Annotated in this window: 22 protein-coding genes; 13 read left to right on the top strand and 9 right to left on the bottom strand. The window is 39.2% G+C overall.

Annotated elements, in window-relative coordinates; translation table 11 throughout:
* The first annotated feature begins 40 nt into the window (after positions 1-40).
* Both dgt and I6E80_RS07790 read left to right on the top strand, forming a co-directional pair.
* Positions 41-1,507 (top strand): dGTPase, encoded by a 1,467-nt coding sequence (dgt, locus tag I6E80_RS07795; RefSeq protein WP_197185265.1) that lies wholly within the window; start codon positions 41-43, stop codon positions 1,505-1,507.
* Positions 1,508-1,590: 83 nt separating this feature from the next.
* The gene (locus tag I6E80_RS07790) at positions 1,591-3,273 is read left to right on the top strand and encodes a cell surface protein (RefSeq protein WP_197185264.1); all 1,683 of its coding nucleotides are present in this window, start codon (positions 1,591-1,593) and stop codon (positions 3,271-3,273) included.
* A gap of 318 nt (positions 3,274-3,591) precedes the next feature.
* Here the strand turns inward: I6E80_RS07790 and I6E80_RS07785 are convergent, their stop codons facing one another.
* From I6E80_RS07785 to I6E80_RS07775, 3 genes are all read right to left on the bottom strand, one after another.
* Positions 3,592-4,470 carry a bile acid:sodium symporter family protein gene (locus tag I6E80_RS07785; protein WP_197185263.1) on the bottom strand — a complete coding sequence of 293 codons (879 nt, stop codon included), beginning with the start codon at positions 4,468-4,470 and terminating at the stop codon, positions 3,592-3,594.
* A 90-nt stretch (positions 4,471-4,560) separates the two neighbouring features.
* The gene (locus tag I6E80_RS07780; RefSeq protein WP_197185262.1) at positions 4,561-5,142 is read right to left on the bottom strand and encodes a uracil-DNA glycosylase family protein; all 582 of its coding nucleotides are present in this window, start codon (positions 5,140-5,142) and stop codon (positions 4,561-4,563) included.
* Between the two features lie 150 nt (positions 5,143-5,292).
* Positions 5,293-5,649, bottom strand: a complete 357-nt coding sequence (locus tag I6E80_RS07775; protein WP_197185261.1) for a VOC family protein — start codon at positions 5,647-5,649, stop codon at positions 5,293-5,295.
* Between the two features lie 224 nt (positions 5,650-5,873).
* On the opposite strand from I6E80_RS07775, the gene I6E80_RS07770 reads away from it, so the two are divergent.
* The 3 genes from I6E80_RS07770 to I6E80_RS07760 are packed head-to-tail and all read left to right on the top strand — an operon-like array spanning position 5,874 to position 8,145.
* Positions 5,874-6,215 (top strand): hypothetical protein, encoded by a 342-nt coding sequence (locus I6E80_RS07770; protein ID WP_076924907.1) that lies wholly within the window; start codon positions 5,874-5,876, stop codon positions 6,213-6,215.
* On the top strand, positions 6,212-7,813 hold the full coding sequence (locus tag I6E80_RS07765; protein WP_197185260.1) for a PepSY domain-containing protein: 1,602 nt from the start codon (positions 6,212-6,214) through the stop codon (positions 7,811-7,813). The genes I6E80_RS07770 and I6E80_RS07765 overlap by 4 nt, the downstream gene beginning before the upstream one ends.
* Positions 7,810-8,145: a DUF3325 domain-containing protein gene (locus tag I6E80_RS07760; protein WP_197185259.1), complete on the top strand. Its 336-nt coding sequence runs from the start codon at positions 7,810-7,812 to the stop codon at positions 8,143-8,145. The genes I6E80_RS07765 and I6E80_RS07760 overlap by 4 nt, the downstream gene beginning before the upstream one ends.
* Positions 8,146-8,353: 208 nt before the next feature.
* Here the strand turns inward: I6E80_RS07760 and I6E80_RS07755 are convergent, their stop codons facing one another.
* Positions 8,354-8,875: a lipocalin family protein gene (locus I6E80_RS07755; protein ID WP_197185258.1), complete on the bottom strand. Its 522-nt coding sequence runs from the start codon at positions 8,873-8,875 to the stop codon at positions 8,354-8,356.
* A 97-nt stretch (positions 8,876-8,972) separates the two neighbouring features.
* On the opposite strand from I6E80_RS07755, the gene I6E80_RS07750 reads away from it, so the two are divergent.
* From I6E80_RS07750 to I6E80_RS07735, 4 genes are all read left to right on the top strand, one after another.
* Positions 8,973-9,428 carry a YaiI/YqxD family protein gene (locus I6E80_RS07750; protein ID WP_197185257.1) on the top strand — a complete coding sequence of 152 codons (456 nt, stop codon included), beginning with the start codon at positions 8,973-8,975 and terminating at the stop codon, positions 9,426-9,428.
* A 1-nt stretch (position 9,429) separates the two neighbouring features.
* Entirely contained in the window at positions 9,430-9,993 is a 564-nt protein-coding gene (locus I6E80_RS07745; RefSeq protein WP_197185256.1) for a hypothetical protein, read from the top strand.
* Between the two features lie 19 nt (positions 9,994-10,012).
* The gene (locus I6E80_RS07740; RefSeq protein ID WP_197185255.1) at positions 10,013-10,405 is read left to right on the top strand and encodes an ACT domain-containing protein; all 393 of its coding nucleotides are present in this window, start codon (positions 10,013-10,015) and stop codon (positions 10,403-10,405) included.
* Between the two features lie 122 nt (positions 10,406-10,527).
* Positions 10,528-11,358, top strand: coding sequence for a TIR domain-containing protein (locus I6E80_RS07735; protein ID WP_197185254.1), 831 nt, complete (start codon positions 10,528-10,530; stop codon positions 11,356-11,358).
* 172 nt (positions 11,359-11,530) lie between these two features.
* Here the strand turns inward: I6E80_RS07735 and I6E80_RS07730 are convergent, their stop codons facing one another.
* The 4 genes from I6E80_RS07730 to I6E80_RS07715 form a co-directional block, all read right to left on the bottom strand.
* Positions 11,531-12,187 carry a class I SAM-dependent methyltransferase gene (locus I6E80_RS07730; RefSeq protein WP_197185253.1) on the bottom strand — a complete coding sequence of 219 codons (657 nt, stop codon included), beginning with the start codon at positions 12,185-12,187 and terminating at the stop codon, positions 11,531-11,533.
* 28 nt (positions 12,188-12,215) lie between these two features.
* On the bottom strand, positions 12,216-15,866 hold the full coding sequence (locus I6E80_RS07725; RefSeq protein WP_197185252.1) for an AAA family ATPase: 3,651 nt from the start codon (positions 15,864-15,866) through the stop codon (positions 12,216-12,218).
* Entirely contained in the window at positions 15,863-17,110 is a 1,248-nt protein-coding gene (locus I6E80_RS07720) for an exonuclease SbcCD subunit D C-terminal domain-containing protein (RefSeq protein ID WP_197185251.1), read from the bottom strand. The genes I6E80_RS07725 and I6E80_RS07720 overlap by 4 nt, the downstream gene beginning before the upstream one ends.
* A gap of 78 nt (positions 17,111-17,188) precedes the next feature.
* Positions 17,189-17,425, bottom strand: a complete 237-nt coding sequence (locus I6E80_RS07715) for a hypothetical protein (protein WP_024600378.1) — start codon at positions 17,423-17,425, stop codon at positions 17,189-17,191.
* Between the two features lie 578 nt (positions 17,426-18,003).
* Between I6E80_RS07715 and I6E80_RS07710 the strand changes: the two genes are divergently transcribed.
* The 4 genes from I6E80_RS07710 (at position 18,004) to I6E80_RS07695 (ending at position 22,740) form a co-directional block, all read left to right on the top strand.
* Positions 18,004-20,451, top strand: coding sequence for a M1 family metallopeptidase (locus tag I6E80_RS07710; RefSeq protein ID WP_197185250.1), 2,448 nt, complete (start codon positions 18,004-18,006; stop codon positions 20,449-20,451).
* Positions 20,451-20,945 carry a DUF6702 family protein gene (locus I6E80_RS07705; RefSeq protein ID WP_076924897.1) on the top strand — a complete coding sequence of 165 codons (495 nt, stop codon included), beginning with the start codon at positions 20,451-20,453 and terminating at the stop codon, positions 20,943-20,945. Before I6E80_RS07710 ends, I6E80_RS07705 begins: the two co-directional genes overlap by 1 nt.
* A 318-nt stretch (positions 20,946-21,263) precedes the next feature.
* Positions 21,264-21,881 (top strand): HAD family hydrolase, encoded by a 618-nt coding sequence (locus tag I6E80_RS07700; RefSeq protein ID WP_024600376.1) that lies wholly within the window; start codon positions 21,264-21,266, stop codon positions 21,879-21,881.
* A gap of 133 nt (positions 21,882-22,014) precedes the next feature.
* A complete protein-coding gene (locus I6E80_RS07695) occupies positions 22,015-22,740 on the top strand; it encodes a YebC/PmpR family DNA-binding transcriptional regulator (protein ID WP_010552883.1) in 726 nt (241 codons plus the stop codon).
* A gap of 209 nt (positions 22,741-22,949) precedes the next feature.
* Here the strand turns inward: I6E80_RS07695 and I6E80_RS07690 are convergent, their stop codons facing one another.
* Complete coding sequence (locus tag I6E80_RS07690; RefSeq protein WP_197185249.1) at positions 22,950-25,139, bottom strand: malate synthase G; 2,190 nt, start codon at positions 25,137-25,139, stop codon at positions 22,950-22,952.
* Positions 25,140-25,218 lie beyond the last annotated feature (79 nt).

Below are 25,218 nucleotides of genomic sequence, written 5' to 3'. Positions count from 1 at the left end.
ACTATGCCAGTCATCAATTGTAAAAAGGACAAGTTTAAAGATGACCATAGATTTTAGTAAAAAAATAACGCCAGCACGAATGTACCGCACCACAGCAAACTTACAAATGGCGCTAGAAAGCGACCGTGGACGAATAATAAATAGCGCCGCTATTCGTCGTTTACAGCAAAAAACACAAGTGTTTCCGCTTGAGCGCAACGCAGCTGTTCGTTCGCGCTTAACTCACTCGCTTGAAGTTCAACAAGTTGGTCGTTTTATAGTGCAACGTATTTTTGCTAATTTAAGCTACGAGCAACAAAAAGATTACGGCTTAACCGACCTAGAACGCCCTCTAGAAAGCTTAGTAGAAATGGCCTGCCTAATGCACGACATTGGCAACCCACCATTTGGGCATTTTGGCGAAGCGGCTATTAACCACTGGTTTAATAATAACCTAGCAAGCGTAACACCCGAGCGCTGTAAAGAGCCAAACACCGGTATAGGTGTTGTTTTTAAACACCTTGCACTTGATATTTGTAACTTTGAAGGCAACGCTCAAGGCATACGTATAATTCATTCGTTGCAAACGCTTAATTTAACTTATAGCCAAAGCGCCGGTATTTTAAAATACACTCGCCCTGCTGGGCTTGATGTAAAAGACATTCCGCAAAATAAAAACTACTTAATGAAAAAAGTAGGTTACTACTACAGCGAAAAAAACTTTGTTGAGGCACTACAAAAAGAGCTCACTATTGAGCCTTACTGCCGCCATCCCGCAAGTTATATAATGGAAGCCGCGGACGATATTTCTTATTGCCTAGCCGACATAGAAGACGCCGTAGAAAAAGACATAATAAGTACCGAGCTACTGTGCGAAAAACTTAAAAGTAGTTACAAAAAAGTATTAATAAATCTGTTAATCGACGACGCTCAACATCAAAATTTTGTAGACAAAGCCGTAGACTACGCACTAGAGCGTGCACAAGCACAACCGTATAATTTTAATAGTGAATTTTTTATATACCTGCGAGTTGCATTGCTACATCCGCTAGTAAACCACGCCGCAAAACGCTTTATTGAAAACATAGAACCTATTTATCATGGCGACTTTAACCAAGCGCTTTTAGAAGATAGAAGCCACTTGCATGCAGTAACTAAAACACTAAAGCAAGTAGCGCTTGAACATGTATTTTCAAACAAAGAAGTCGAAAAACTAGAGCTGCAAGGTTATCGTATAATTAACGGCTTACTTGACTGTTACAAACCATTACTATTATTAAATAGCGATAACTTTAAACGCGCACTTAATGGCGATTCACGTTTATTAATAGAGTCGCGACTTGTTAAAAAGCTCTCTAAAAAGCACTTAAATAGTTACCAACACGCAATTGATGCGATGCAAGAAGAGCCTGATCATTTTGCGGCATACGAGTTTTATTATCGCTGTAGATTAATCCAAGATTATATAAGCGGTATGACCGACCAATTTGCTTACGATGAATATCGCAGTTTGATGGTCATTGATTAGTTGTACTTAAGTTAACTTGCTCTAGATAATTTTCAATTTTGCGCTTAAAATCAAACTATTAATATTTAAGCGCGCATAACTTTATGATATCAAAACTAATTAGATTTACCCTTTGCTTTGCCTTATTTTATAGTGCGCAAAGTGCTGCATACAACGAAGCTATGTGCATTTTAATTAAACAAGAAATGCAGCAAAATAGTAATAATAAAGCGAGTCAAAAATATCGTAAAGCAGCGCGTGATTACAAAAACAACTGTAATAAGCCAAAAGAAATTCAAGCACAACCAAAGCCACAAATAATAAAGCCTGAGCCAGCTATTATTACTCAGCCACAACCTAAAATTGTTGAACCTGCCCCTGTAATTAAACCTACTGAAGAAGCTGTTAAAGAGAGCATCAACGAGCAAACGCTTAATTTAACTGATGATCAAAAACAACAGATTAACGATCAGCTAAATACCAATAGTAACGAAATAGTAATTGATGCAGAGCCAACAAAAACAGCACCCGAGCAAGTAGTTACAGAGCAAAAAAACGAAGCAGCAATAGAACAAATAAAACCGGCGACACCAGAGCAAAGCGTTATAGCTGCGCCTATAAAGGCTACGCCTGAGAAGCCTAAGTCTGTAAAACCAGCTCCTGTGTTAACTAAACCAGCGCCAGTAATTACGCCGCAACCTGTAGCGCAGAGCCCAAGCTCGTTACTTTTACCCACTTTAATACTTGTTATAGTAATACTTATTGGCGCTATGGTAGTCGTGCGCCTGTGCCGTGCAAAACAAAGTAAAGCGATGGCAGAACCGACTATAGCGGCTCCATCTGAAGTTAAATCAGAAAAAATTGCTACACCAGCTAAGCCTGAAACTAAAACAACAAAGCCTGTACAAACAACAAAAGAGCCAAAGATTGAGCCTGTCGTCATCAACGAAATTACTCAAAATAATAAAGCGGTTGAGAGCAGCGTAGCGACAAATGAAGAGCCTGTAGAGCCTACTAACACAGCACAAAATGCTGATGTAAAAAATACAACAACGCCGATTTCAGATGGGCAGAACAACGTAGTTACTCCATCGCAAGTAAGCGAAACTGAGCTGGCACAAATGGAGCAAGCAGATACTTTAGAGCAAACAAGTACGGCTACGTTTAACGAAGTAAAACAAAAATCTGAGCCTAATACCGCCGAGTTTGAAGCAGCAGCAAAAACAACCTTAGAGCGTATTAAAAATGCCAGCAGCTTTAATGAGCCAGAGGTACGCGACTTTGACCCAGATGCAAAGCCTGTAAAAAAACTACGTAAGCAATATACAGCGCAAGTAACGGAGCCTGCGCCAATAGAAGCCGAACATAACACTATAGAGCCGGTTATTAATACTCCTGAGCCAGTAACAGCGAGTGAGCCGGTTATAGATTTACACGCGCCAGAGCAAATATCTGACGCTCAATCGACTATGTATACAACTGAGCAAGACTTTAAAGAACCAGAAGTGCGTACATTTAACCCAGATGCACCATTACCTGGTGAAAAGCCTATGCCTAAAAAAGAAGACGTAATACCTGAGCAAGCCCAAACAACATCACAAGTTGATGAGCCAGTAAGTGAGCCTAAAAAAGCAGACAGTAACAATCCATTTGCTAACTTATCGTTAGACTCAAGCTGGGATCCTGACTCAACTGAAAAGCCAAAAATAGAAGAGAAAAAACGCGCCCCTAAATCGCAAGCATTAATAGATGCAGAAGAACGCGCTAAAAACATGCAAACCAAATAGTAAATTTTAAAGTAGCGCCTCATGTGCTGAGGCGCTGTTTTAGTAACCAATTAATTAACTACTTTTTCACCGTATTACTTAAACTCTTATCCCATCCTAAATGCGCCTTAGTAATTAGAAGCTTCGCTCCTTGCGCGAGCAAGCTCAGCGCCTGGAGCAATACTCAAGCTTAAGAGTTTTTTAGAAGCCCACAACTTGGTGGCGCGATGGGTGCAGAGCATATATTTAACTGGTGGTATTTTTAGGCTGGAGTTTACGGCTACGTTATCCGTAGCCTTGAGTTAAAGTAACTTGGTCAACATGCCCTAATTAAAAGTCCTAGTTAACAGCCCTAGCGGGACGTTTATTTTTAAGCTTTAACCCGCCAATTAATAGCAGTGGCCCTATAAACATAGCAAGGCCATACACGCCACCGGTAACTGCATATTCTGGTTTATTCAAAAAGCTAATAGCAATTAAAATAGCTAACGATGCATTTTGAATTCCAACCTCAATTGAAAGCGTCAGCGAATCAGTTAGATTTAATTTTGAACACTTAGCAATTAGCCAACCAACAACCATTGAACCAATATTAAGCGCTATGCACGCCCAAAATACATCGTTAAATGAGCTAACTAATAAATCGCGCTCTTTTATTACTAGTGCGGCAATCATCATAAGCATAAAAAACAACGAGAAGCGTCTAAAAAATGGCTCTGTTTTAATGGCAAAATCACTTTTAAAGTGACGTAACCAAACGCCTATAGCAACTGGCACTAAGGTAATAAAAAATAATCCAAGCGATGTTGTTAAAATAGAAAAGCTAGCATCGTCTGCTGGGGCAAACTGACTCATAGCAAAGCCAATAATAAACGGTGTGGTTATTATACTAATTGCGGTAGAGGCGGCGGTTAAACTTACCGAAAGCGCTAAATTAGCTTTAGCAAGCTGGCTTACTACATTTGACATAGTACCGCCTGGGCAGGCAGTTAATATCATTAAACCAATAGCTATAGGCGTTGGTAGGTTAAGTAAATAACACAGCCCTAATGCTAATAAAGGCATTGCTACAAGTTGGCCCATTAAACCCATAACAATGGCAAGCGGGCTTTTAAATAGACGAGTAAAATCGGTTGTTGTGAGCCCAAGACCCATACCAAACATAATAAGTGCAAGAGCGAGCGGAAGTATTACTTCGGTTAATATAGATGCATTCAAGTTAGACAGCCTCGTTTATTATTGTTATTAATTGCAGTATTAGTTTTTAACTGTAACGCCCCTTTACAATAAATCCTAATGCTAGAAGCGTTACTTATTTAAAATAGTAGCAATGCGTTTATCCAGTTCTGGAAGTACATCTTGTTCAAACCATGGGTTCTTTTTAAGCCATATATTATTGCGCGGGCTGGGGTGAGGAAGCACTAAATAGTTTGGCCAATACTCACGCCACGATTTTACTAACTCCGTAAGCGGCATTTTTTTAGTCTCTGGTAAATGATACGCCTGCGCGTATTTACCTAATACTATTGTCAGCTCAATATTTGGTAGTGCAGTTAATAATTGCTCGCGCCATGCTGGGGCGCATTCTTTTCTAGGTGGTAAATCACCCGACTTACCCCTACCCGGATAGCAAAAGCCCATAGGTAAAATGGCTATATTATTAGCATCGTAAAATTCATCACGTGTTAGTCCAAGCCATTCTCGCAGGCGATTCCCACTTGCATCGTTAAACGGCACGCCTGTTTCGTGAACTTTTACCCCAGGTGCTTGGCCTGCAATTAAAATACGTGCATTTGGGTTAAATTGTATTACAGGTCGAGCCCCTAAAGGTAAATGAGGTTCACAGATCACGCATTTACTAACGTGGTCTATTAATTGGCGATTACTCATGTTTATTTGGCCTTAAATGCTTAATATTTATCCTAAATGGCCATTTAGGGTAAATGAGTTGGTAAAAAATCGGTTTATTTTATCTGAAACGGCGATTAGTTAGTAAAATCGTGATCTTTAAACTCATTCACGCTACAGGCCTTATAAAACCTATTGTTTTTCTGCCCATACGGCAAATTCATTGCCGCTAGGCTCTGCAAAATGAAACCGGCAACCACCCGGAAATTCAAAAATAGGTTTTAATATTGTGCCACCATGGAGTTGTACTTTTTTATACGTGGCGTGAATGTCGTTACTATAAAAAACCAATAGCGCAGCACCGTTTTGAGTAAGCGATTTAAGCGGTGCATTAAAAAAACCTCCATCAAGCCCTTGGCCACTAAATGCCGTGTATTCTGGGCCGTAGTCAGTAAACTGCCAATTAAATACACAACTAAAAAAAGCTTTAGTTGCGTGTAAATCGCATGCAGGAAACTCAACGTAATTTAGTTTTTCGTGATCGCTCATCGTTATTTCACTCTTTATTTTTAGTCAGTTTATTAACCTTAAGCTTTACATACAGCCTGTGCAATATCATTAAACAATAACAGATCAGTATTTTACTAAGTAAGTAAGCATAACTTACTTAAAAGTTAAATATCACAAATGAGAATAACTATCTTTTGTATTTGTAACATATATAATAGCGCCTTTGTTTTATCCTCCGCTTTAAATAAAGGGATTAATTAACTATGCAAGCACCTTTGCACAGTGCGCCATACGATAAGGTTAACGTAATTGCGCTTATAGTAAAAAGCGTAAGCTGTTATCGAGCTTTGGTATTTTTACGTTTTTTTATTGCCATAATTGGTGGCTATGCCTTTACCTCTGCAAGTACTGCGTTATTAAGTTTTGTATTGCCAATAGCTAAGCAAGACGCTGTATTGTTTAGTGTTTCAATTAGCATTTTAATTTATGCCGTAGTATTTATTTATGCCTTTAGCGTTAAATCATTAAAAACAGTGTGGATCAGTATTTTACTAAGTACGGGTGTGTTCATTGCGTTGCTTGGTTTACTGAAGGGTTGGGTATGAAAGACAGTTTTTTCAGATCGATGACTTGGTTACACACTTGGGTAGGGTTACTCGTTTGCTGGTTATTATATTTAATATTTTTTGCAGGAACTCTTAGCTTTTTTAGAGACGAAATAACGTTGTGGAATCAACCAGCCATTCATAATGTGCAGGCCCAAACACAGCGTATAGAAGCGCAAAAACAGCAAATAATTACCGGATTTGATTACTTAGCTAACCATGGAGCTAACTCATCAAGCTGGCGTATTACATTACCTGAGCCGCGTATTCCTTATTTAATTTATGGTTATGCAAAGCCAAAAGAGCCAGGCCAGCGCCGCAGCCAGTTTAAAAACACACAGTTAAACCCTAATACCATGCAAGAGCTTGAGCCCTTTGTAGATACTAAAGGTGGTAACTTTTTTTATCGGTTGCACTATGATTTACATTACATGGATGCAATAACAGCACGCTGGATTGTATGCTTTGCTAGCTTTTTTATGCTGATTGCCATTATATCGGGCGTGGTTATTCATAAGCGTATTTTTAAAGATATGTTTAGCTTTAGGCGTAACAAAGGTAGCCGTACGTGGTTAGATGCCCATAACTTAAGCTCTGTGCTTGCCCTGCCTTTTCATTTAATGATTACCTACACTGGCATGATTACACTCATATTTATGTTGTTTCCCTACCCTGCGCAAACGTCTTACGATAACGGCATGCGTGGCTTTTTTAACGATGTAACCCCTCGCAACACCATGACCGATAAAGCCAAAGGCGAATCACCAATAGTGCCGATTCAAAGTATTTTAGATCAGGTTTATACTAAGTGGCCTCATGCAGATATTACTCGCGTACAAGTTAACCAACCAAATATGGCAGCTTCAACAATTACCGTATTGGTAAGCGCAGGTAAAACACTACGTGACCAAGCACCACGCTTAATATTTAGTGGTGCTACAGGGCAAATGGTCGCTCAAACTGATGACGAGCTAACTAGCAGCAAAGCGCTTTACGAATCGCTTAATTCAATGCATACAGGGCGTTTAGCCACGTGGTTGTTACGCTGGTTATATGTATTAGGCGGTATTGCAGGCTGTGTAATGATTGGCTCTGGCTGTATTATGTGGGCTAAACGAATTCGCGAACGAACTAAAAACAACGTTAAACCTTCGTTTGGTTTAAAACTAGTTGAAGGGTTAAACCTAGCCACTATTATGGGGCTTCCACTGGCAACGTGTGCATTTTTTATCGCTAACAGACTACTTAGCCCAACGGTCGCAGAGCGCGCCGATAAAGAAATACTCGCGTTCTTTTTAACATGGTTAGCAGTGGCTGTTATTGCCCTTTTAAAACGAGATAGGCTGCAATGGCGAGTTATGGCAGCTATAAATGCTGCTGCATGTTTTAGCGTACCGGTTATTAATGCACTTACAACTAACGACAATATAGTTAGCTATTTGATGCACAAACAGTGGGCATTATTTACTTTTGATGCACTATTTTTACTGTTTAGTATATTGTTTTTTATACAAACCGAAAAATTACGTACTGCTAAAAACAACTCAAAAATAATCACCCCTAGCCAATCTAATAATCTTAAAAGACAAAAATCATGATTGATTTACTAGGTTTTACCCTATGTTTGCTCAGTTTTAACTGTTTTGCGCTAGCTAAGTTTAATCACTTTAAAGACGTATTTAACAAACGTCCTACAGAATCCCAACGTAAAAAGCTGTTGCTAGCTGCTTGGATCAGTATTTTACTAAGCTTAGTACTTTGTATAGTTACTCAAGGTGGATATGGAGCATTACTATTTTGTGGATTTACGAGCCTAAGTGTCTTAATTATAATGGTTTTTTATAATTTTTTGGTAGGCTACGTAAAATGGTTTAATGTTTTAAATGGCATGTTAGTTGTACTAAGTGGGCTGTTTTTAACGTTAAACTAGCCTTAGTTAGTAAAAACGTGATCCGTTACTTTCTCATAGATTAGGCAAAAAAAATGGCAAGCTATATAGCTTGCCAACAATAGGGGATATTCAGTGTTTCCAATACTTGCTGTCTCACGGCAAGTGCCACAATATAGCCATAATATATGTAAGTTACTTTACAGTTAGGTGACTCTTTTATTACTACTGTAAAGGGGCTTTACATTGTTTATTGCTCAACCCAAATAATCTGATCGGTAGCAAAGCCCAACTCTTTAGCTTTAGTTAAAAAGTGATCTTTAAGCTCTTTACTAACCGTTGGTGTACGCGACAAAAACCACAAGTAATCTTTGTTGTAACTGGTTATAAATGCATATTGGTAATCGGGTTGGTCAAGTTCAAAAATCACGTAAGCACCATAAAATGGACCAAAAAACGAGACTTTAAAATGCCCTGTGTCGGTGCCCTCAACAAACTTGGCCAAGCCTTCGGCGTCATCCCATTTTTTATCATCCGTTAAATACCCTTTGTTAAGGACCTTTACCGTGCCATCGTCGTTAATTGAATACGTAGCGGTAACTTGCTCCATACCTTCTTCGAATGAGTGATTAAGACGCGCTATTTCAAACCATTTGCCTTTATATTTTTGTATATCAAAGTTTTTAACGGGTGTTATTTCCTCAGGAGGGCTGGTGCAAGCACTAAGAAAAAATAACCCTGTAATAAGTAAACCGTATTTAATAGCCTTCATGTAAGCTCCTTTTCGATTATGTAATTTATGCTATTTCATAAGAATAAAATTTGCTATAGGATCATATTAATTCTAAAGCAATAAAAATGACCATAGCATGAAAATTTGGGTAGATGCAGACGCGTGTCCTGTTGTTATAAAAGAAATACTTTTTAGAGCGGCAGAGCGTATGAAAATCGAGACTATTTTAGTGGCCAATCACGCAATGCGTATTCCGTCGTCAAAATATATAAGCCGCGTTCAAGTATCGTCAGGGTTTGATGTAGCCGACGACGAAATAGTAAAACGTATTGAAAAAGGCGATTTAGTTATTACGGGCGATATTCCGCTAGCAAGTGAAGTAATTGATAACGGCGGGCAAGCACTCAACCCGCGTGGCGAGCTTTATACCACCGAGAATATCCGTTCAATACTTAACGTGCGCGACTTTATGGATACCATGCGCTCAAGTGGCGTAGAAATGAGTGGTGGCCCGCCTCCACTTAGTCAAACCGACCGCCAAAACTTTGCAAATAATCTTGACCGTATTTTAGCTCAAAACAAGGCTAACTAGTTTGAATACCCAATTAGTTGGCTTAGGTGATACGCAATTTAGCGTGGCGGTATATGTAGCAAAAGCGCCGCCAATGCCGTTTTTTGAAACACTTGAATGCCTAGAACCGGTTATAAATGAGCAAATAAATACCATAAACCAGCACTGTGGTAATGGTTGGCGCAAAGTGTTTAACGTGTACGCAAAAGTGCTATTTTCCCTGCCAAGTGAGCATTACTCATTTGCTAAACAAGCCCCTACTTGGCAACAATATCGCGATGAGGATTTACTACAAAAAAATAGTAAAACCGCCCTGCTATTTAGCGCGCCTAACATTACTATTACCTGTGCAGATAAAGCTACTAGCAATAAAAACCAGTTACACATAATTGCAGGTCGTACGCACGCTAAAAACTTATTACAACAAGGTAAGTTACATGCACAGTTAGATTGGCTTGACGACGAGTTTGCAATAGATACTACCAACAACATTATTGTGTGCCCATATTTTGATTACAGGCAGCTAAGTAATATAAAAATAGCGAGATTAAGCGAGCTAGTCGCGCAGCTAAAAGGCACTAAATAACACATTGTAGGGAACGACCATGGCCGGAATTTTAGAGTTAAACCAATTATTAAAATCAATGCAGCCAGCGCTTAAGCAAGGCGAGTATATTTTTTGTTGTTTGGCAGGTTCACTTGCCGATTATGTTCACTTAGAGCCACTTGCTACTTATGCTGAAGAAGAAGGGCTAACCCTTATTTTAAAAGCTGAAACCGCCGATAAAGCAGGTATTACTTACGAGGGTAAATATAATTTAATTACCCTTAACGTACATTCAAGCTTAGAGGCCGTTGGATTAACGGCTGCGGTATCTGCAAAGCTGACTGAGCATGGCATTAGCGCTAATGTGGTAGCTGCGTTTTATCACGACCATATTTTTGTACAAACAGATAAAGCACAAGCCGCGATGAAAGCGCTTGGAGAGATTGGTTAGGATTTTTGCTAGTATGGTAGCAAGCTAAACATTTTAGTATTAATGTAATAAGCAAATACTAAAAATATATAACTTTATTCTTATTGCTAAAAGAAAACTCAATTAAGTAAGGAGACAATAAGTTGAGAAAACCAAGACTATTTATAGCTTCTTCAGTTGAAAGCTTACCCGTAGCTGAAGCTGTAAATGTTAATTTAGACCATGAATTTGAAGTAACGCTATGGAAAAATGGTACTTTTAAACTCTCATCAACAGTGATCGATGATCTTGTTGAAAAGTCGTCATTTGTAGATTTTGCACTATTTATATTTGCTCCAGAAGATATCGCTACGATCCGAAATAGACAAGAACATGTCGTAAGAGATAATGTAATTTTTGAAATGGGGTTATTCGTTGGAGCTATAGGTAAATCTAGATCATTTATCCTGAAGCCTCGCGATATTGAAATGCATCTACCAACCGATTTATTAGGAGTAACTCCTGCTGATTATGATTCTGGACGTTCTGATTATGATTTGGTTTCAGCGACTAACCGTGCTTGTACATTAATTAAAGCTGAAGCAGAAAGGCTAGGAGTGATCAATAATCAAAATAGCTCTGGGATAAAAAGAAATATTGCGAATCCATCAATTTATAACCTTAAGGCACAAGATTATAAATTTTTAGCTGCTTGTCTGCAAAGTTATACGTCTGACCCTGATGGTCTCCCATTTTATAGAATTTCTAATAACTTTAGTTCTACAGATGACTCTATGTTGCAAATATCGTTGATCAAGTTAGAAAGAATGGGATATTTGAGTAAAGCTATTGAAACAGATCAACAAAGTGAATCCGATTTTTATACTTATTCGATAACCGAGATGGGGATTGATATATTGCTGCAGAATGAAGACTTACTTCAACCACAACAAGCTACACAACCTCAAGGCTATAAACCTGATATACAATTTTAAGTTTACATTATGTGAGCAACCATTTAACTTCCCCGTCGGGTGGCGCTTCGCTTAACCGACCTACGCTTAGAGAAACTTCGGGGTGTGGAGAGGTTTATATAAAAACACCGAGTTTGTTCACTCGGTGTTTTTATTGGTGCTAAATAGCGGGTGCTTGTTTAGCTCGTAAAAATCAAACTACATACCCACTAAAACCTAGCGCTTTAAAATACAGCTTCGGGATGCCAAATTTGCACTCATTTAGCAATTCGCTAAAGCGCATTCTATCAAGCGGGTAAAACTCATTTTCTAAGTCGTGCCCTGTTTGTGTTTTACCTGTTTCGGTTAAACCCAATTGCGCGCACGTTGTAAGCTGGGCTTCGCGCTCAAATGAAGTTTCGGGGCGCATCAAATCTGCAATATAAAGGTTTGCGTCTTTTTTGAGGCTTCCTTTAATTGCTTTTAATAGCTCTTTTTTATCGCCGTTATCTTCTACAAAATGCATTACTAATAAACATAAAACGGCATCGGCTTTAACCGATAACTTATCAACTGGGCCATTATGAATATTTACGCGACTTGTTATACCTTGCTCGTCAAATTGCTGCTTTGCTATAGCAAGCATATCGGCTGATGTATCTTGCGCGGTAAATTGCCATGTAGGGTTTAGTGCTGCCAGTGCAAGTACTTCTTTGCCGGTGCCTGCCCCTACTACTAAAACATGCGCATTGTCGCTTAGCGTTGCTTGTAGCTGCGCGTTTGTGAGCTGATGTAATAATTCATAACCAGGAACTAAACGGGTTATACGGCTATCGTATTGTGTTGCTTGCTCGCCTGTAAACGTTGGCATTGTATCTCCTTGTTTTCAGTAATGTTGCTTATAAAACTTCAACTGTGGAATATCCACCTGGCTTTTTGGCTACATGCACTTGAGTGGCTACACGCTCGCTCATTTGTGTTACGTGCGATATAACGCCTACTTTTCTGCCTTGTGCTTGCAATGAATCAAGAGCGTCCATTGCAATGCTTAAGGTTTCGCTGTCTAACGTACCAAACCCTTCGTCAATAAACAAAGAATTGATTTGTACTTTGTTTGACGAAAGCGATGCTAAACCCAGTGCAAGCGCTAGCGATACTAAAAATGACTCACCGCCCGAGAGTGTATTAACAGAGCGTTGCTCGTCGGCCATGTCGCGATCGATAATTGCAATGTCGAGTGTTTGCGCTATGGCGGTTAATTCGTAGCGTTTGTTGAGTGTTTTTAAATGGCTGTTGGCATAGTGCAGTAATATTTTTAACGTTTGTGTTTGCGCTAAGTTACGCATGGTTTTACCCGTTGCATCACCCAATACTTTATTAAGCAAGTGCCATTGTTCAACCTGCGTTTTAAGCGTAGTTAACTCAGCTTGTTTGCCTTCAAGCGCTTTAGCGTTTTGGTTGTGTTGCTCAATGGCGGTATTGGTTGCCAGTAATGAATTTTGCAGCTGCGTTTGTTGCTCGTTTAAGCTGCTTAATTGTGTACTTAAAACCTCTGCACTTTGCGTTGGTTTATCGCTACTGTTGTGTTTTTCAAGCGTAAGTTGCTGCTGTTTTAATGCGGCATTTGCATCTGTCAGCGCTTTAGTTAACTGCTCGTGCTCGTTTAAATGCGCTTTAATAGTCTCGCTACTAAGTGTTAGTAAAATTTTGACCTGTTCATGCGTTGCATTACTGTATTGCGCTTTAAAGTCAGTAAACCACTGGTTATAACGTTCCTCAAGCGTTGCTAGTTCTTGGCTGTTTTCAAGTAAGCGTTGCTCAACATTTTTAAGCGTTATAGCGTGCTCATCTCGTTGTTTTATCGCGTTGTCATATGCTTTTTGACTCGCTTGAACCTGCGATTGCATTTGCTCTTGTGCACTTGTGAGTTTTGCTTGGTAGTCGTCTGCACTTATTTGCTCATTATTAAATAAAGCTAAGCGCTCACTTTGCGTAGCGTTTAATAGCTCTTTAGCTTTTATAAGCTCTTCATTAAGTGCTTTTAACGATTGCTCGTTGTTACTTATAAGCGGGGTGAGCTGCTTTATTTGCTCATTAGCTGAGTCTTGATGTTTTTGGCTTTGCTCAAGTTGAGTTTGAGTTTGCTGATACTGCGTAACCTGCTCGTGCAGCTGCGTAAGTTCAAGCGTATTGGCTTGTAGTTGCTGCCAAAAATCACTGTTTTCAAATTGGCTATTGAGCGTTGTACCGAGCTCGTTAATTTGCGCACTTAGCTCGCTATGCTTACTCGTTAACTGGTTTTGCTGATGTGTAAGCTCAAGGTGTTTGTTACTAAGTTGCTGCTGTACTTGCTGCTCGGCTTTAAGTGCTGCTTGTAGCTCATTTACTTTAGTTTGCAGTGTACGTTGACGTTTTTGTTGCTCAAAGTATTGCGCTTTTTGCTCCGTTAACTGCTTATAAGTTACTCCAAGCTGATCAGGCGTTAAGTCGTTAAGCTCAGTGCGTGCACCTTGCATGGTATTTTTAATGTCGAGCTGTTTAGCTTTAGCCGCTTGTATTATTTGCTCAAGTTGTCCGTGTTCAGCAGTTAATACAGCATGTTGAGTTTGGTGCTTATGCAGCTCGCTTTGTGCATGATCAAATTGCTTTTTGGCTATATTAAAAGCATTTTCAAAATCAGTAATTAAGTTATTTAATTGCTGATTTTGATTTACCGCATACGGGTGCTCAGTAGCGCCGCACACTAAACAAGGCTCATTCGGGCGAAGTTCAGTGCGTAAATGCTCTACGTTTTCGCTGGCTCTTAAACGTGCTTGGTTAAGTGCGTACTCGCTGCCTTTAAGCGATTGCTCGCTGGTTATTAAATGCTGATTGAGTAAAGCATGGGCTTCCTGACTTTCATTTAATTGCTGATTAAGTACTTGTTGGCGTTGAGTGCTTTGCTTTAGTTCTGCGTTAAATTGCCCGTAACGCTCGCGCTGCTCTTTTAAGTAATCAATACTTTTTAACTGCGCGTCGCAGTGCTCTGCATTAAATTCATTAAGCTGGGTATTTAATGCCTGTAAAGTTGATTGCTCACCACTAAGTGCCACCTCGCTCTGCTGCACTTTATTATTTTGCGTATTTAAAAGATCGCTCTGATTTGCAAGCTCGCTATTAAGTGCTTGGCTTTGCGCAGCGTTTGCAGTTAATTGCTGCTGTGCATTTAAGTAGGTATTAAAGCTTTGCTGATAGTAGCTCCAGTCTTTTGCTAAAACATGCAGCTGTGCATGCTCATTAAGCCATTGCTGGCTTTTAGTTAAGTCGGTATTAGCAAATTCAAGCTCGCTATTGCTTTGTTTAAACTGTTGTTTGAGCTCATCAAGCTGCGATTGCTCTTTGGTTATTTGTGACTCAGTGCCCTTTACTGTTTGGGTTTGTAAAGCAATGTTGCTGTCGAGCTCTCGCGCTTTAGCTATAACGGGCACTGCATTTTGTTTTTGCTCATTGGCGTTATTTAGCAGCTCGGTATGCTTAGTAAGCGCGGTATTACGCTCGTTAATGACCGCTAAATGATCAACACTTTTAAGCGATGTTATTTGCTGATCCAAAGCCGTATTTTGATCGGTTAACAAATTAAAACGGCTGCGGTTATCTTTAATTTCAAGCGCTTGTTTAGCTTGTTTTGCCTGCTCGCTTTGCTCAACGATACTTTCAAGCGCTGAGCTTGCATGTTGCTGGGTTTGCTGCGCTTGCAGTAAGTTTTGCTCAAGCACTGTAGCTTGCTGGTACCAGTTAAGTGCTTTTTCGGTTTTGGTTAGCTGTTTTTTAGTGTGTTCGGTTTGCGCTTTTAAATCCGTTAACTTGGTTTGTTGTAGCTCAAGTTCTTCGCTCGTTAATAAGGTATAGCTTTCAAGGCCTGCTTTAAGCGCTTCAAGCTTTGCTACTTGCTCTTTATGGCGCTCAAAAATACGCACGCCAATACGGCTAAATTTATCGGTACCTGTTAAGCACTCTAAAAGTTGCGCTCGCTCATCGCCAGTGGCTTTTAAAAACGCAGCAAACTCATGTTGCGCTAAAAGTACGGCACGGGAGAACTGCTCAAAGTTAAGCCCTATTTTACTCTCGACTTCTTTTATTGTGTGGCTTTTGTCAGCTATTAAAGTTTCTTCTGGCAGAGTAACTAATGTGTGCTCTGCTACTTTAAGTTTGCCTGTTACTTTTTTATGAGTGCGTGAAATTGTATAGCGCGCGCGATAAAGCTGTTTATCTTGCCCTAAAAAATCGACCTCGGCGTAGCCTTCCCATGTGCCTCTGCGTAGTAAGTTTCGCGCATCATTTAGCTTAATGCTGTCGCCGTTAAACTCAATTAAGTTACCTTTATCGCCGCGTAGCCTCGCTGTTTTTGTATAAAGGGCTAAACAAATGGCATCTAAAAAGGTACTTTTACCAGCGCCAGTATCGCCCGTGATGGCAAACAATCCTGCATCTTTTAATGGGGCTTTAGTAAAGTCTATTTCAGCGTCAACTATTGAAGCCAAATTATGAATACGAACTGCGGTTATTTTCATAGTTGTTCTTGCTCCGTAAGCTCGTTTATCACATCACTTAAAAGTGCTTTTAGCTCATCGGGTACACTTTGCCCTGCCATGTCTTTATCGTTTGCGAATGCTTGTTCTAATAAGTTAAGCGGGTTGAGCATTTCAACTTCGCTTAAATCTTCAAATACGGTGTTATCGTCATTTTGAGTCGATTGTTCACGTACACGTTCAATACCACAAAATTTAATATGCTTGCCTTCAAGTGCTTGTTCTATTTGTTCTCTGAAGGTGGTATCGGTATCACTTGATTTAAGCTTTACACGTAAATAAGGCGCTATTGTATTTTGTGATGTATCGAGCGCTTTAATTTGCTCGCATAGTTCGCTTAATGGTACACATTCCCCTTTTGGTAAAATAATTACATCGGCAGAGCGCGGAATGTAAAGGGGGTTTACAGTTGTACTAATATGTTGTTTTTCATCAATAATAAACTCAACAATATTTACTTGGTGCGTGTAGTTACGTTCTGAAAACGACATAGGGATAGGTGTGCCGCTGTATCGAATAACATCACTTTTAGCGACTTGTTGCGCTTTGTGTAAATGCCCAAGGGCGACGTAGTTGGCTTGTTTACCGAATACATTAGCTGAAATAGACTCTTCACCACCTATTACTAAGTTACGCTCAGAATCACTTGAAATGTCCCCGCCCTTTGCGTGTAAATGCCCCATAACTATTAATGGTGAGTTTTGCTCGTTTATATTAGTAGCTTGCTTTAGTGCAAGTTCGTAAGCTTTTGAAACGCCTTGAGCATAACTAGGGCCACTTTCGGTTTGGCTAAGTAAACTTACATCGCTTGCGCGTATAAATGGCATAGCGACGATTACAGCGCGTTTGCCATTGGTATTTATGGTAATAACAGTTTCGTCGGGTGTTGCGACATCAAAGCGCCCTACTACGTGAGTATCAAACTGTGCAAGTAATGGCTGAGCTGCCAAAATACGATTTGCAGAGTCGTGGTTACCCGCAATGATCACTACGTGTAATAGTGGGCATGCTTTTTTGGCGTCTTTAATAAATTGATAAAGCTGATTTTCGGCGCTAGCGCTTGGCGTCGCTGTATGATAAATGTCGCCAGCAACTAAAAGTAAGTCTATTTGTTGATCAACAAGAGTGGCTAATAACCATGTAAAAAAAGCTTGATGTTCAACACGGCGATCGTGTTCGTAAAATTGTTGGCCAAGGTGCCAATCTGAGGTGTGGAGGACTTTCATGTCGCGCTCTTAATAAAACCGTAAGAGCGCCAATATACCCAAGGCTGTTAAAGATGCAAGCCTAAGCCGTGCATTACGTTAGGTTAAACTGTACCAAGCTGAAAAAACAACCGGTAATGCTAAAAGTGCCATTAACAATGGAATTTTTAACGTTTTAGTTTGTTTTGCGTGTAGCGCCTTTAATGCATTAGTTTCGTTGCACGCTGCTACTTTATCGATATAAAAATAACCCGAATCGAGATACTGTTTACAGTTATTCTCACTTGCTGGAACAGCAATTAGTTCTTGTTGTTTTTTAAGGATGTAAAAATCCATAAGCCCACCGCATTTCTTGCTAGTAATCGATATTAATTTGAGGATAAATGTGACGAATTTATTTGCCTCAAATAAAAAGGTTGGCGATTTTAAATATAAACAGGACTAAAGATCAACCTAAAATTGCACTATTTGTCACTTATCGTACAAATAGCGAATATTAATGAAGTTCGGCAATATTTGAGCCAATTATTTACTCGTTTTCACTGTGTTTTTGTTCAGTATAAAGGGCTTTTAGGCCATTTTACTTGTTATGAATTAGTAATACTTATAGGTAAGATTAATGGTTTACCTGGTAATACCAAAGCAATACTTTTTTAGCAATATATATAAAGTTAATGATATTTTTTAAGTTCTGGGACTTTGTATTTACCCGAACAAAACCATTATTAAAACTCAATTTTGTAAACCCCCTTTACAGTTTTAGCCATTCGTATTTTGTTAAAAAATATTTATATTTTTTAATCTAAAAAACTAAGTGAACATCACCCTAAAAATACGGTATTTGGTCGCTAATTTATTGAAGCTTGCTGGTATATTTGTCAAAGTATGCTCACAAAATTATATTAGGACTAACAATGAAAAAAATAGGTCTTACGCTAAGTGCTTTTGTATTGCCTTTGGCAATATCTAGTGCGGTTATGGCGTCTTCGGTTGAGCAAACAAAAGGTACTTTTGTTGATAAATTTCGTCAATTAGACGAAGCGCTTCCTACACCCAACGTTTATCGTAGTGCCGCTGGCGAACCAGGTGAAAAATACTGGCAGCAACGTGTAAACTACGATATTGATGTAAAGCTAGATGAAAAAAAGCACCGTATTACCGGTAGCCAAAGCATTGAATATAAAAATAACTCTCCGCATACACTTAAATATTTATGGTTACAGTTAGATCAAAATATTTTTAAAAGTGATTCTATTGCCGAAACAACTAAAACGTTTAAAAGCACTTTAGAAAGCCTACCAGCTCAAAAGCCTGCTAAATTAAGTTTAGGTGACTTACGCCGTCAGCAATTTATGAGCGACAACGAACTGGGTTATACAATCAGTGGCGTAAAAGATGACGATGGTAAAGAGCTACGCGTAACTGTAGTTGATACTTTAATGCGCATTGATTTAAACGAGCCATTAAAACCAGGTAAAGAAGTAGAATTTAGCATGAACTTTGCCTTCAACATTGTTGAAGAAGATGCTGTAGGTGCGCGTTCTGGTTACGAGCACTTTGAAGAAGATGGCAACGACATATTCTTAATTGCTCAGTGGTTTCCTCGTTTAGCGGCTTATACTGATTATGAAGCATGGACAAACAAACCATTTTTAGGTTCTGGTGAATTTACGCTTGAGTTTGGTGATTACGATGTAGAGATTACTGTTCCGGCAGATCACATTGTATCAGCAACAGGTAAACTTGATAACGCGAGCAAAGTACTTACAAGTACGCAGCGCAAACGTTTAAAGCAAGCCGAAACATCTAAGCGTCCTGTGTTTATTGTTAACGCAGAAGAAGCGCTAGAAAACGAAAAAGAAGGCACCGACAAAACTAAAACGTGGCACTTTAAAGCGCAAAACGTACGTGACTTTGCTTGGGCGTCGTCTCGTAAGTTTATGTGGGATGCAAAAGGTTATCAGCAAGGTGGTGACGTTCAGCCTTTAGTTATGGCAATGTCGTTCTTCCCTAAAGAAGGTGGGGACTTATGGGAGAAGTACTCAACTGAAGCTGTAGTACACACAATGGAAGTGTACTCTAAGTATTCTTTTGACTACCCATACCCAACTGCGCAATCGGTAAATGGCCCTGTTGGCGGTATGGAATACCCAATGATTACCTTTAACGGCCCGCGTACTAAGTTACAAGATGATGGTACACGTACTTATTCTCAAGCTGAAAAGCGCTTTTTACTTGGCGTAGTTATTCATGAAGTGGGTCATATTTACTTTCCAATGATTGTTAACTCAGATGAGCGCCAATGGACGTGGATGGATGAAGGCTTAAACAGCTTTTTAGATGGCGTTGCTGGTCGTGAATGGGATCCTACTATTCCTTGGGGTGTTGAGCCTCGCGATATAGTGAGCTACATGAAGTCACAAAACCAAGTACCTGTTATGACTCAGTCAGACAGCGTATTACGTTTAGGTCCTAATGCTTATACTAAACCAGCAGCGGCACTTAATATTTTACGTGAAGTTATTTTAGGTCGTGACTTATTCGACTTTGCTTTTAAAGAGTATGCTCAGCGCTGGAAATACAAGCGCCCTACTCCAGCTGATTTTTTCCGTACAATGGAAGAAGCCTCTGGTGTTGATTTAGATTGGTTTTGGCGAGGCTGGTTTTACACCACAGACCATGTAGATATCTCTTTAGATAAAGTATATCAACTACGTTTAGACACTAAAAACCCTGATATTGATTACAGCCGTTTACGTGATATTGAAGCAGACAAACCTACTTCATTATTTGTTGAGCGTAACCGTGCTGAAGGTAAAAAAACATGGGTTGAGCAAAATACTGATGTTACCGACTTTTATGACGAAAACGACCGTTTTACAGTTACCAATAAAGAACGTAACTCGTACAACAAGTTTTTAAAAGGCTTAGAGCCGTGGGAGCGTAAAACGCTTGAGCGTGCTTTAGAAGAAGATAAAAACTATTACGTTATGGAATTTTCAAACCTTGGTGGTTTGGTAATGCCTATTTTATTAGAGTTAACTTATGAAGATGGCACTAAAGAAGAGCGCTATATTCCTGCTGAAATTTGGCGTCGTAATTATAAAAACGTACAAAAGCTGATTGTTACCGATAAAAACAAACCGCTTGTATCAGTTACTGTCGATCCAGGCTGGGAAACAGCTGACGTAGATGTTGAAAACAATAACTACCCTCGTCGTATTATTCCTTCACGTATTGAAGTGTTTAAAAAGGAAAAGAGTAAAGCTAAAGTAAGTCGCGATATCATGCAAGATATTAAAACTGAGCTTAAAACTGATGAGAAAAAAGACGAAAAGGATGACGGTGAGGAGCAGCAATAATGCGCTTTTTGCTTATTATTGTTTGCCTTTTAGTTGCTGCGCCAAGTATGGCGCATCAACTAAAGTCGTCAGTTACAACCGTGCTTTTTAATAAACGAACGCATAATGTTGAATTAATGCATCGCTTTTATTTACATGATACCGAACACGCCGTAGGAACATTGTTTAAAGGCAAAATTGATATTATTAGTAATAAAGCCGACCAACAACGTTTTGCTAAGTATGTTGAATCGCATGTTGCTCTACAAACGTTAAGTGGTGAACCTTTACCACTTAGCTTTGTGGGAGCACAAGTTGATGGTAAGTTTTTTTGGGTTTACCAAGAAGCACCAATTCCTGAAGACATTGAAGGAATTAAAATGAGCAATGGCGCGCTTCGTGATTTATGGCCATCTCAGGTAAATATGGTAAACGTTGAGGGCAAAGGTAAGATTAAAACTTTAAACTTTGCTCAAGATGATACTTGGCTCGAAGCCCGCTTTGAGCAAAATTAATATTTAAAACTTCCCAACCGACGCGCACTGCAGTTAATGTGCGCGTTTTCTTCATACGTTTAAACTGCGTTCATGTTTGATCTGTTATTTGTAAATTTACGTAAAATTTGTTAGTTCAATTTGTATATTTACCTTTTTTTGCGCATGATATATCAAGCACTTAAATTACTTTGTTATCAATAGATTGATAATGGTGCGTATTAATATTTAAATATAGTTAGTTTCATTTATCCCTTTGTATTTACCAGCCTAGGGCATAAGCAGTAGAGAATTTTATGTTTAAATTTCATTTAGTAATAACTAAATTCAGGGAATGATATGACTACTCAGGTTGAGGCTATTTTTGGAGTAATTTTTGATTTAGATGGAACGTTAGTTTCATCAGAATTAGATTTTGCATTAATAAAGGCCCAAATAGGTTGCCCTTGCGAGCAAGACTTACTCGATTACATTGCTCAGTTGCCCTCACCGTATATGCGTGAAGAGGCAATGAATATAGTTCACCAACACGAATTAATAGACGCACAGCACGCCAGTATTTTACCCGGTGTGAGTGAAGCTATTCATGCTTTAAAGTCTAAAAATATTCCGATGGCAATTGTTACTCGTAATTTTGATAAAGCAGCGGCAATTAAATTACAAAATAATCCACTCCCTATCAGCACGGTTTTAACGCGAAGCGATGCACCAGCAAAACCAGATCCTAGCGCTTTAAATGCCATTGCTACACTTTGGAACATTAACGCCAGAAATTTACTTTATGTAGGCGATTACCTTTACGATATTCAAGCAGCGCACAATGCAAATATGCGCGCGTGTTTATATGCTCCAGAGTCAACGCCAGCCTATGCCGATCAGGCAGATTACGTTTTACATGATTTTATAGAATTAGTGACTTTAGTAGACAGTTACTCTAAAAAAATAGAATTATGTTAAATAGCATGCTATTAAATTTATTTAAGAATAAGTGCTACGTTATTTAAATTACAAAATAACGTTTGTTCCTAGCCCAATACGTTTTGAATTGGTAAAATACCGCAAAACGTAACGTATTCATTAGGGGCACAAAATGGGCAGAGCATTTGTAGTTCGTCAAAGTTCTATGATCAAAACAGCCAATGCAAAAACAAAAGTAAACTCAAAATATGGTAAAGAGATTTACGTTGCAGCAAAAAGTGGCGATCCCGATCCCGAAGTAAATCAAACACTACGCCGTCTAATCGAAAAAGCTAAAAAAGACCAAGTACCCGCACACGTTATCGATAAAGCAATTGAAAAAGCAGCAGGTGGCGCAGGGGAAGACTATTCAGTTGCCCGTTACGAAGGCTATGGCCCTGGTAACTGCATGGTTATTGTTGACTGTTTAACTGACAATCCGAACCGCACTATTAAAGATGTACGCTTACCGTTTACTAAAACAGACTCAAAAATTGGTACTCCTGGCTGTGTAGCGCATATGTTTGATCATTATGCAGTACTTGGCTTTGCCGGTGATGACGACGAAGTTGTATTAGAAGCATTAATGATGGCTGATGTTGATGTAAGCGATGTTGAAGCCGAGGACGGTAAAATATCGGTATTTGCACCACCAACAGAATACTTTAAAGCTAAAACAGCCCTTGAAGACGCATTTGAAGGCATTAACTTTGAAGTAGACGAAATTACGTTTATTCCTCAAGTTAATATTGAAATTGAAGACGAAGAAGTTATTGCTAACTTTGATAAGTTTATAAATATGCTTGAAGATTGTGACGATGTACAAAATATTTATCACAATGCCATTGTAAAAAATTAGATTTAATTCGCTAATAGCTTTAAAAAGCGTGTTTTGTGTAAGCAAAACACGCTTTTTTACGTTTGAATAAATGTTAAGTATTCATGCATATTATGCTTATTTTAATATATATTTTTAAAATGCCTTAAAAGTGCTGTTATTCTAATTTTAGGCGATAAAAAACCAGCTTAAAGCTGGTTTAGTACTTAATTTGAACGTTAGTTAAGCGGTTAAAGCGTATTCGTTTTTTGTGCTTTATATTTTATACGGTAGCTATGTAGTAGTGGTTCAGTGTAACCACTCGGTTGCGTTACGCCCTCTAAAACTAATGCAAGTGCAGCTTGATAGGCAATGCTGTTAACCAATGTTTCTTCATTTGTTGCCATGGGTGTATACGCAGTGTCGTGCTCGTTTTGACCATCAACTACTTTAGCCATTTTTGCCATTGTTGATTTTATTTGCGCCTGTGAACACACGCCATTTAGTAACCAATTAGCCATATGCTGGCTTGAAATACGGAGTGTGGCTCTGTCTTCCATTAGCCCAATATGGTTAATGTCGGGTACTTTTGAACAGCCAACGCCTTGATCAATCCAACGTACAACGTAACCTAAAATGCCTTGTGCGTTGTTTTCAAGTTCGCTTTGAATATCTTCTTTTGAAAGCGTTTTAGGGTCTGCCATTAGCGGCGGTGTAAGCAAGTCATTAAGGCTAGCAATAGTACGTTTAGCTATATTTTGCTGCTCAGTAAATACGTTTATATCGTGATAATGCATTGCATGTAGGGTAGCGGCTGTAGGGGAGGGCACCCATGCTGTATTAGCGCCTGATTTAGGATGCGCTTGTTTTTGCTCCATCATTAATGCCATTTTATCTGGCATTGGCCACATGCCTTTACCTATTTGTGCTTTATGACTTAAGCCACAAGCAAGGCCAATATCGACGTTGCGATCTTCATAAGCTTGTATCCATGGTTGCTGCTTAATTTTTGCTTTTGGAAGCACAATACCCGCTTGCATAGAGGTATGGATTTCATCGCCTGTTCTGTCTAAAAATCCAGTATTTATGAATACAACACGCTCTTTAGCTGCATAAATACAGGCTTTTAGGTTTACAGAAGTACGGCGTTCTTCATCCATAATACCCATTTTAAGCGTGTTTTTAGGTAAGCTTAACGCTTCCTCTACTAAACTAAACAAAGTATTAGTAAACGCCACCTCTTCAGGGCCATGCATTTTTGGTTTTACTATATTAATACTTTGCGCGCTGGTATTTTTAAAACCTGTTTTTTTATTTAGGTCGTGCAGAGCAGCGGTGGCTGTAAACATTGCATCCATAATGCCTTCATATACCGGTTGCTTGTACACATCGGTAATAGCAGGATTCGTCATTAAATGGCCAACGTTTCTAACAAACATCATGCTACGGCCTTTTAAAGTAACTGTGCCACCATCAAGTGCGGTGTATGTTTTATCACTTTGCAGAGTACGCTCTACTGTTTTATCGCCTTTTTTAAACGATTCAACTAAGTTACCTTGCATCAACCCAAGCCAATTTTTATAAACTTGTACTTTATCTTCTGCATCTACCGCAGCCACTGAATCTTCACAATCCATAATAGTGGTAAGAGCGGCCTCAAGCACTACATCTTTTAAGCCAGCTTTATCAGCTTGGCCAATCATGTGGTGGTGATCGATATGTAACTCTATGTGTAAGTCATTGTTTTTTAGTAACACTACAGTTGGATTTTGTGCTTCACCTTGATAGCCAATAAGCTGAGATGGGTTAGCTAATGTGGTTTGAGAGCTATCACGCAACGTAATTAAAAGTGCGCCATCTACTACTGAATAATTAGTGCTTTCTATATGCGAGCCGTTAGTCAGCGGCAATGCTTTATCTAAAAACTGGCGAGCGTAGGCCATTACCTTAAAACCACGAACAGGATTGTAGGTATTGCCTTTTTCGGCTCCATCGTCTTCGCTTAACACATCAGTACCGTATAAAGCGTCGTATAACGAACCCCAACGCGCGTTAGCGGCATTAAGTGCAAAGCGTGCGTTACTTACAGGCACAACTAACTGAGGGCCTGCTGTAAGGGCTACTTCGGGTTCTACATTTAGGGTTTCAATTTCAAAGTGGGCAGGCTCTTTAACCAAGTACCCAATATCTTGTAAAAAGGCATGGTACTTAACGCTATCCCACGTTTTATTAGCAAGATGGTAGTCATCTATTTGCTGTTGAAGCAATTCTCGCTTTTCAAGCAGTGCCTTATTTGTAGGGGTAAGTGTTTGAACGATATGTGCAAAGCTTTGCCAAAATTGATGCTCACTTAAGTGAGTGCCTGGTAGTAATTTATTTTTAACAAAATCAGCGAGTTGTGTATCTACGCTGAGTCCTGAATGTGTGAGAGTGTGGGACATATTTGCCTTCCTTAAACGGTCGCGATGTTGTTATGTGCTTGTGCGTTAAGGCAACAATAACTCAAAAAGGCAATGTTGA

Source organism: Pseudoalteromonas sp. NSLLW218 (assembly GCF_015864775.1).
Lineage (GTDB): Bacteria > Pseudomonadota > Gammaproteobacteria > Enterobacterales > Alteromonadaceae > Pseudoalteromonas.
Note: the sequence above shows the minus strand (reverse complement) of the source record. Positions and strands in the feature narration are given on the sequence as shown.